Source organism: Bradyrhizobium sp. UFLA01-814, assembly GCF_046718885.1.
GTDB classification, from domain to species: Bacteria; Pseudomonadota; Alphaproteobacteria; order Rhizobiales; family Xanthobacteraceae; genus Bradyrhizobium; species Bradyrhizobium elkanii.
This window is the reverse complement of sequence record NZ_JAQOSR010000290.1, coordinates 1-5,676: the sequence shown is the minus strand read 5'-3', so window position 1 is coordinate 5,676 and position 5,676 is coordinate 1. Positions and strand designations below refer to the sequence as shown.

The following is a 5,676-nucleotide window of genomic DNA, read 5'->3' as shown; positions in this document are numbered from 1 at the left end:
CCGCTTGCGGCGCGTCTCGAACCACGAGGCCGAGTTACCTCCGCAGCCGCCGAAGGGTCATATGCGATTGCCCTACGGACAACCCGGAGGCGCTCAGGGACGCAGTGTCGGCGACGTGTTCGGCGCCGGCGCCTGCTCCATCTCGGCCTCTTCGGGCAGCTTGTGGGCGTGGACGGCGAGCGGCGTGCCGATCCAGAGCGGATCGTCGTGGTGGTCGCGGCGCGGATTGGTGGTGTTGGGATGGACCAGGATGCTCAGGCTGCCGTGGTTCAGCATCAGCCACGGCACCAGGGCCGGAAACAGCTCGGCCGCAAACGCCACCTGATACATCGCCTGATCGTGCGGGCCGACCTTGACGTCGTGCCAGCGTCCGAGCGTGACCAGGAAGCGCTCGCCGATCCAGTTGCGCAGCCGTTCCGCCTCGCCCCGGCTGGTCGCGGGGTCGTAATAGACATGGGCGTGGTAGCTCGCGATCTCGCCGATCGTCCGTGGCGCGTCCGTCATTTCACCTCTCCCTCCGCGGCCGGTCACTTGCGCCGCAGCACACTGAACTGGAACGACTGCGTCGCGCCCCAGGGCGTGACGTGCCGATGCGGCTCGTCGGCGATCAACTCGAATGCCGGACCGATGGTCCTGCTGAGCGTTGCGGGATCATAGCGCTGCACCGGCAGGCCGCTGCACTTCTCCGGGCCGTCCAGCGCGAAGGTGCCGATCACCGCGTGACCGCCTGCTTTCACGCCGCGATGCAGCCGGTCGAGATAGGCCGCGCGGTCTGGTTCCTCGACCAGGAAGTGAAACGCCGCACGATCGTGCCAGATGTCGAAGGCCTGCTGCGGCTGCCAGTCCGTTGCGTCACCTACGATCCAGCGCACCGCGTCACCTGCTGCGCCGATCCGCTCCCGCGCGCTCGCCAGCGCCGCTTCGGAGAGATCGAGCAGGGTCACATCGTGAAAGCCGCTCGCCAGCAGCGCATCGACAAGTCGCGAAGCTCCGCTGCCGACGTCGACGATCGAGGCGTCGCGGCCGGGTGCAACCGATTCGATCAGGTGCAGCGATGGCTGCGGATCGGCCTGCGACCAGCTCACCTGCTGCTCGCCCTTGGTCAGATAGACGGTCTGCCAATGCGATTGCCGATCAGAAGCGGTCATGGCGATAGGTCCCGAAAGCGGCAACAACCTGCGTTGCGCGCCATTAACCATCAGCTAGGCGCGGCGGTCTCTCGCGTCAACCGGCAGCGGCGGGCACGCACGGCGGCGCAGCAGCAAATGCCGCATTTGCTTCGCCGCATTTTCCAACTAACCTGATGGCCGGGTTGAGATCAGGGCGTCCGGGGATGGCCAATTTCGGCTGGACACGCGGCAACAAGCCTGCACAAGCGGAGGACGCCGCCAGCGATTTGCGCGGCCTCAGCGATCCGGCGGCGTTTCTCGCCGCGCTCGACAAGGTGGTCCCGCGCTATCTCGATCTCGCCGACAATGGCGTGCTGGTCTATCCGGCCTGCAAACGCAAGTCCGGCGATCTGCTCGGCGACATCAGCGCGATCTGGGAGCACACGCGGCTCGAGGCGATGCGCTATGTCCCGATGGTGCCGCGGCAGGACATCTCGCTGCTGGTCGATCCGGCCCGCCAGGCGGAGATGATCGATGCTTTCCTGCGCCAGCGCGCGCACGACAAGACCGTCGTCGATTTCACCGGCACCGCGATCGAAGACTACGGGATTGCGATCTACGCTGGCCTGAACTGGCTGAACCATTGCGGCGCCCTCGTGGGCGCGGATCCGCAAAAGTTTTCCGGCACGTTGCGGAGCTTCCGCAGGGTCATGGTGGTCGCCCAACAGTGGTGGGCGATCGACGGCGCGGCCGAGCGCTGCCGGCAGCTGCTGGAAGCGCGCGAACGGCCACCGCTGGTGTTCTTCCTGATGTGGGCCGAATGCACCAATTTGGCGCGCGAGATCGCGATCGCGGCGGCCGGTAGCGCGGCGACGGAAGACAGTATCGCGCGCATGCGCGCGGCCGATGATCCGGAGCAGCTGACGTAATGCGCGAATCTGACGCGCGGCCGCAGACTAGGGTGCGTGCTCATAAATCCTGTCCGCGTTCGAGACTTAAAGCGGACTCGCGGCCCTTTTAACCCAACTGCGACATTCGCCACGGTTCGGTCCACGGCAGCATGCGGACGCGCGCCTTCGAGCAAGACGACGCCCATGTGTTCTGCCGCGAGCCGGACGTGGAGAACGATGTCGCTTGCTTCATCGCCTTGCTGGGCGAGGTCTACCGAGACCTCGGTTTTCCCCAACTACGAGGTGGCGCTGGCCACGCGGCCGGCGGCGCGCGCCGGCGACGACGCGACCTGGGATTGGTCAGAGGCGAAGCTCGGCGATGCCGCGCGGCAATGCGGCCTCGTGTCTCAATCAATCCCGGCGAAGGCGCGTTCTACGGACCGAAGCTGGAATTCGCGCTGCGCGACCGGCTGGGACGATCCTGGCAGTGCGGCACGGTGCAGCTCGACTGCGTGCTGCCGCAGCGGCTCGAGGCGTCCTACGTCGCCCCCGACGGCAGCCGGGCCAGGCCGCTGATGAACCATCACGCCATCTTCGGATCGCTCGGCCGCATGATTGCGATCCTGTTCGAGCAACATGGCGGCGTGCTTCCGTTCTGGCTGTCGCCGGACCAGGTTGCGGTTGCGCCGATCTCGAAAGACCAGGCCGGATACGGCGCACAGGTGCTGGCGGCGTTCGAGGATGCCGGGATCCGAGCCGTTGCCTATGACAGCGCCGGTCCTTTCGCGGCGCGTCGCGGTGGCGCGTGAAATGGCGGTGCCGGTGATGGCCATCGTCGGCGGGCGTGAGATGAGGGACGTCCGGGTAAGCCTGCGCGAGCACGACGACTTACAGGCCGACGTTCCGCTGGCCGAGGCGGTGTCCCGCCTGCAGGCGAGGGCCCGGCCGGCACCCTTGCGGCCGAAGCATGCGACAGTCGGGGCTTCGGTGGGTGTTGCCCAAGTAAGCGTTTCGAGCATCTGCGCGATGAGCACCATGTCCAACCTCTCATGACCCAATTCCCTGGCATTCTCCCGCGAGCAAAATCAATCGCATCTGACGGAGCGAATGATCAGTTTTGCGCAAAATGCGCAATATGTCTTGAATGCTGCGCGATATGAGCATATACGCGCTAGCGGTTGCTCGTTTTTGTAGCAAAACGCGCAAAATGATCGGAAGTGCGCGGTGTGCGGGAGGACAACAGAAATGCAGGTTCCAATTAAGCGGGCGATCGAGAGCGTGCCGGGCGGGATGATGGTGGTCCCTCTGTTGGTCGGGGCGCTTATTGCCACCTTCTTTCCCGATACCCCGAAGTTTTTTGGCTCCTTCACCGGCGCACTGTTCTCCGGCGCGCTGACAATTCTCGCCGTGTTCTACGTTTGCATGGGCGCGAGCATCGACTTCCGCGCGACCCCCTACATTGTGAAGAAGGGCGGCACCCTGCTGATCGTGAAGGTTGGCGTGGCCGTTGTCCTCGGCCTGATCTTCGGCCGCATTTTGGGAGAGACGCCGGTCGCAGCTGGCATGTTCGCGGGTGTCTCGACGCTCGCGATCGTCGCCGCCATGAACGACACCAATGGCGGTCTCTATATGGCGTTGATGGGCCAATATGGACGTCCGCGTGACGTCGGCGCCTATACCGTCATGTCGCTGGAGAGCGGTCCTTTCCTCACCATGATCACTTTGGGCGTCGCCGGCCTCTCGGCATTTCCATGGCAGACCCTCGTGGGCGCTATCCTGCCTCTGGTGGTGGGTATGATCATCGGCAATCTCGACAGAGAGATGCGCGACTTCCTAAGCCGCGCGGTGCCTGTGATGATCCCGTTCTTCGCCTTCGCGCTCGGCGCCGGCCTCGATCTGTCGAAGGTTTGGCAGGCCGGCCTGCTCGGCCTCGGCATGGGAGTGGCCGTGGTGGTTGTGACCGGCATCCCGCTGTTCGTCGCCGATCGCATCACTGGCGGGAATGGTGTCGCGGGTGTTGCGGCGGCCTCGACGGCCGGTAATGCGGCGGCCGTCCCGGCGATTGTCGCCGCGGCGAATCCAGCCTATGCGGACGCGGCGCGGCCTGCGACTATCCTCGTCGCGGCCTGCGTCGTGGTTACCGCAATCCTCGTGCCGATCGTCACCGCCTGGACAGCCCGCGTTGTTGGTCGCGACGTCGAGGAGCCTGCAGAAGAGAACAACGTGGCTTCTGCCGGCAAGGTGACCCCCGCGGCGCGCTCGGTTGTCACTGAGGCAAGTCACTGAGGCAAAGTCACTGAAGCAGGTCGCTGAAGATGGCCCCTAAAGCGTTTTCGAGCGAAGTGGATACCGGTTCGCGTCAAGAAAACGCGTCAAGCCAAAGCTGGCTGATCGTCGCTGACGATCTCACCGGTGCCGCGGACTGTGCGATCGCCTTCGGCAGAAGGGGGCGTGCGGCTGCGGTGACGTGGGGTGAGGTGACCGACGCGTCGGGCTACCAGCTGCCCGTCCTGGCCTACGATGCCGCGAGTCGAGGCCTTTCGGCCGGGGCCGCTGCAGCCCGCCATGCCGATGTGCTGGCGCGCCTTTGCGAAGGCGGACGTATTCTTTTCAAGAAGATTGACTCGACGCTGCGGGGGCAACCTGCAGCGGAGACTGCCGCCGCGCTTGCGCATCTCAAGTCACGGTCGGGTCCGGCCTTTGGCGTATTCGCGCCGGCCTTTCCGGCCACCGGCCGCACCACCATCGACGGGCGTATCCTGGTCGAAGGCCGCCCCCTCGAGGAGGCCGAGGTCTGGCACCGCGACCACACCTACCCGAATGCCGATCTTGTCGACGTTCTCGCGACCGCGGGCGTTCGCGGTGAGAAGGTCAAGCTCGCTGCCGTGCGTGGTGGCGATCTCAAAGCCACGTTCGCGAGGCTCGCCTGGGAGGGCGACGTGGTCGCGGCCTGCGACGCCGAGACTGAACACGATCTGCGTTTGATCGCGGAGGCGAGCCTGCATGCATCGCCCGCAACCTTCTTCATCGGCAGCGCCGGCCTCGCGCACGCGCTGGCCGGCCTCGAAGTCAGCCATGCCGTCGAGCCGCTGCGCATTCCGACGAGCGCATCCGGCACCCTGATCGTGGTGGGCTCGCTCGCCGGCGCATCTCGCGCCGCCGCGCGCGAGCTGGAGGCGACCGGCACCGTGGCGCATTTCCCGGTCGCGCCGGAGACGCTGCTCAACGATGGTGCCGGCCGGGCGGCGCTCGCCGCGGACGTGATGAAACGACTTGCCGGCGGCGGCGATACACTGGTTGAGATCATGATGGATGATCACCCCGACATGTCGCTCGGCCCGCAGCTCGCCAAGGGGCTCGCCGACGCTCTTGAGGCCGTCGCACCCGCGATCGGCGCCTTCGCTGCGACCGGCGGCGAAACCGCCGCGGCGATGCTGTCGCGCTTCGGCGTCAACGGCATCCGTCTTGCCGACGAAATCGAGCCGGGCGTGTCGCTCGGCCTTACTCTTGGCCGATTGTCTGTTCCGATCGCCACCAAAGCGGGCGCGTTCGGTGACGAGAACAGCCTCATCCGCATCAGCGAGCGGCTTCGCGCCGTCCGAACCAGAGGAAGTTTCATATGACTCGTCCGATCATTGCGATCACCATGGGAGATCCGGCCGGTATCGGGCCCGAGG

At 65.8% G+C, this 5,676-nt stretch carries 7 protein-coding genes; 5 read left to right on the top strand and 2 right to left on the bottom strand.

Annotation, left to right across the window (positions count from 1 at the left end; genetic code table 11):
* Positions 1–93: 93 nt before the first annotated feature.
* Complete coding sequence (locus PMN64_RS41575; protein ID WP_411784949.1) at positions 94–504, bottom strand: DOPA 4,5-dioxygenase family protein; 411 nt, start codon at positions 502–504, stop codon at positions 94–96.
* Between the two features lie 23 nt (positions 505–527).
* Positions 528–1,148 carry a class I SAM-dependent methyltransferase gene (locus tag PMN64_RS41570; RefSeq protein WP_411784948.1) on the bottom strand — a complete coding sequence of 207 codons (621 nt, stop codon included), beginning with the start codon at positions 1,146–1,148 and terminating at the stop codon, positions 528–530.
* Positions 1,149–1,333: 185 nt separating this feature from the next.
* On the opposite strand from PMN64_RS41570, the gene PMN64_RS41565 reads away from it, so the two are divergent.
* From PMN64_RS41565 to PMN64_RS41545, 5 genes are all read left to right on the top strand, one after another.
* Entirely contained in the window at positions 1,334–2,038 is a 705-nt protein-coding gene (locus PMN64_RS41565) for a hypothetical protein (protein WP_028338546.1), read from the top strand.
* 131 nt (positions 2,039–2,169) lie between these two features.
* Positions 2,170–2,808: an aminoacyl--tRNA ligase-related protein gene (locus tag PMN64_RS41560; protein WP_411784947.1), complete on the top strand. Its 639-nt coding sequence runs from the start codon at positions 2,170–2,172 to the stop codon at positions 2,806–2,808.
* A 1-nt stretch (position 2,809) separates the two neighbouring features.
* Entirely contained in the window at positions 2,810–3,052 is a 243-nt protein-coding gene (locus PMN64_RS41555; protein WP_411784946.1) for a hypothetical protein, read from the top strand.
* Positions 3,053–3,244: 192 nt separating this feature from the next.
* Positions 3,245–4,285, top strand: coding sequence for a 2-keto-3-deoxygluconate permease (locus PMN64_RS41550; protein ID WP_304496969.1), 1,041 nt, complete (start codon positions 3,245–3,247; stop codon positions 4,283–4,285).
* A 29-nt stretch (positions 4,286–4,314) separates the two neighbouring features.
* Complete coding sequence (locus PMN64_RS41545) at positions 4,315–5,622, top strand: four-carbon acid sugar kinase family protein (protein WP_411784945.1); 1,308 nt, start codon at positions 4,315–4,317, stop codon at positions 5,620–5,622.
* Positions 5,623–5,676 lie beyond the last annotated feature (54 nt).

What these genes read in the sequence shown, in the direction of transcription:
- PMN64_RS41575 (WP_411784949.1), bottom strand. Translation starts at nt 504, where the DNA reads ATGACGGACGCGCCACGGACGATCGGCGAGATCGCGAGCTACCACGCC.
- PMN64_RS41570 (WP_411784948.1), bottom strand. Translation starts at nt 1,148, where the DNA reads ATGACCGCTTCTGATCGGCAATCGCATTGGCAGACCGTCTATCTGACC.
- PMN64_RS41565 (WP_028338546.1), top strand. Translation starts at nt 1,334, where the DNA reads ATGGCCAATTTCGGCTGGACACGCGGCAACAAGCCTGCACAAGCGGAG.
- PMN64_RS41560 (WP_411784947.1), top strand. Translation starts at nt 2,170, where the DNA reads ATGCGGACGCGCGCCTTCGAGCAAGACGACGCCCATGTGTTCTGCCGC.
- PMN64_RS41555 (WP_411784946.1), top strand. Translation starts at nt 2,810, where the DNA reads ATGGCGGTGCCGGTGATGGCCATCGTCGGCGGGCGTGAGATGAGGGAC.
- PMN64_RS41550 (WP_304496969.1), top strand. Translation starts at nt 3,245, where the DNA reads ATGCAGGTTCCAATTAAGCGGGCGATCGAGAGCGTGCCGGGCGGGATG.
- PMN64_RS41545 (WP_411784945.1), top strand. Translation starts at nt 4,315, where the DNA reads ATGGCCCCTAAAGCGTTTTCGAGCGAAGTGGATACCGGTTCGCGTCAA.